The sequence below is a fragment of the Kitasatospora sp. NPDC088346 genome, from assembly GCF_044740765.1.
Taxonomy (GTDB): Bacteria; Actinomycetota; Actinomycetes; order Streptomycetales; family Streptomycetaceae; genus Kitasatospora.
This window is the reverse complement of sequence record NZ_JBIURH010000176.1, coordinates 1-1567: the sequence shown is the minus strand read 5'-3', so window position 1 is coordinate 1567 and position 1567 is coordinate 1. Positions and strand designations below refer to the sequence as shown.

The window sequence follows — 1567 nt, the reverse complement described above, 5'->3', positions numbered from 1 at the left end:
CAGGCACGACCTCGGAGGAGTCCGCGCAGATCAAGGCGATGAAGAAGGAGATCGCCGAACTGAAGCGGGCGAACGAGATCCTCAAGGCCGCGGCGAGTTTCTTCGCGGCCGAGCTCGACCGGCCACACCTGCGCTCGTAGCGTTCATCGACGAGCACCGGGACCGCTTCGGCGGTGTCGAGCCGATCTGCCGCGTGCTCACCGAGCACGGCTGCAGCATCGCCCCCTCCACCTACTACGCCTTCCGCACCCGGGCCGCATCCGCACGTTCGGTGCGCGACGCAGAACTGAAGGAGCAGATACTGACTTCGGCGCTTCGAGGTGATTGGCCTGTTCGTGTAGCTGACTGTCGGTCATCTGCGCGCTATGCCGTTGGTATGCGGTATTCGGATGGGGGCGGGCTGACAGCGAAAGGCCGTCGGCGCCGCGAGGTGGTGCGGGTGGAGGCGGCCGGGTTGCTCGCCCGAGGTGTCCCGCCGCGGGAGGTCGCCCGCAGACTGCGGGTGAGCGTGAAGTCGGTGTACCAGTGGCAGCAGGCCTGGCGGGAGGGCGGGGCCGCGGCCCTGGCTTCGCGGGGGCCGGGCGGGCAGCGGTGCAAGCTGTCGGCACGGTGTCTCGAGAAGCTCGCCGGCTACCTGGACCAGGGGCCGGCCTCGCACGGCTGGGACGAGGACCAGATCTGGACCGGTGCGCGTGTGGCGACGCTGATCGGCCGGAAGTTCCACGTCACTTACAGCGTCTCGGGGGCCACTCGCCTGATGCGCCGGCTCGGCTTCACCCCGCAGGTCCCGGCGCGGCGGGCGGCCGAGCGCGACGAGCGGGCCGTGGCCGCGTGGCAGGAGGTGACCTGGGCGGAGGTAAAAGCACCCGGGCGGCCTGCGACGGATGGATCTGCTTCGAGGACGAAGCCGGGTTCACCCGCAGGCCGCCCAGGGGCCGCACGTGGGGACGGCGCGGTATCACCCCGGTTGTGAAGGTTTCCGGACGGGGCTCCGGACGGGTCTCGGTCGCCGGGCTGCTCGCGATGCGCCCGGGATCGCGGACCCGGCTGTGCCACCGACTGCGGCGCCATACCGGCCGCAAGGGCGAACGCCGCAGCCTGTCCGAACGCGACTACATCAACCTGGTCGACGGTCTGCACCAGCTGGTCAGGGCGCCGATCGTGCTGGTGTGGGACCGGCTGAACACCCACGTCTCCCATGCCATGCGCGGCCTGATCACCGCGCGGGAATGGCTGACCGTGTTCATCCTGCCCGCATACGCACCCGAGCTGAACGCCGTCGAGTACCTGTGGGCCCACGTGAAGCGCAGCCTGGCCAACCTCACCGGTGTCGCCCTCGACCGGCTCGAGACCCTTGTACGCAACCGCCTCAAGCGGCTGCAGTATCGCCCCGATGTCCTCAACGGCTTCCTCGCCGGAACTGGACTCTCCCTCGATCTCCCACCACCGTCACCTTGATACGCCGAAGTCAGTAACCGCCGTCCACCAGACCAACTTCCGTGTCTACGGCGCCCGGAAGATCTGGCACGAGCTCAACCGCCGCGGCCAGAGCGTGGCACGCTGCACC

The 1567-nt window shown here is 69.4% G+C and carries 3 protein-coding genes and 1 pseudogene; all 4 read left to right on the top strand.

Features of this window, described 5'->3' with window-relative positions; all coding sequences use genetic code 11:
• Positions 1-253: pseudogene (locus ACIOFR_RS42275) on the top strand (IS3 family transposase); the annotation flags it as partial.
• Between the two features lie 18 nt (positions 254-271).
• Positions 272-973: a winged helix-turn-helix domain-containing protein gene (locus tag ACIOFR_RS42270; protein WP_401006166.1), complete on the top strand. Its 702-nt coding sequence runs from the start codon at positions 272-274 to the stop codon at positions 971-973.
• Entirely contained in the window at positions 889-1458 is a 570-nt protein-coding gene (locus ACIOFR_RS42265; protein WP_401006164.1) for a transposase, read from the top strand. Before ACIOFR_RS42270 ends, ACIOFR_RS42265 begins: the two co-directional genes overlap by 85 nt.
• The coding region (locus ACIOFR_RS42260) for an IS3 family transposase (protein WP_401006162.1) at positions 1394-1567 on the top strand (174 nt) is incomplete at its 3' end. The genes ACIOFR_RS42265 and ACIOFR_RS42260, both read left to right, overlap by 65 nt.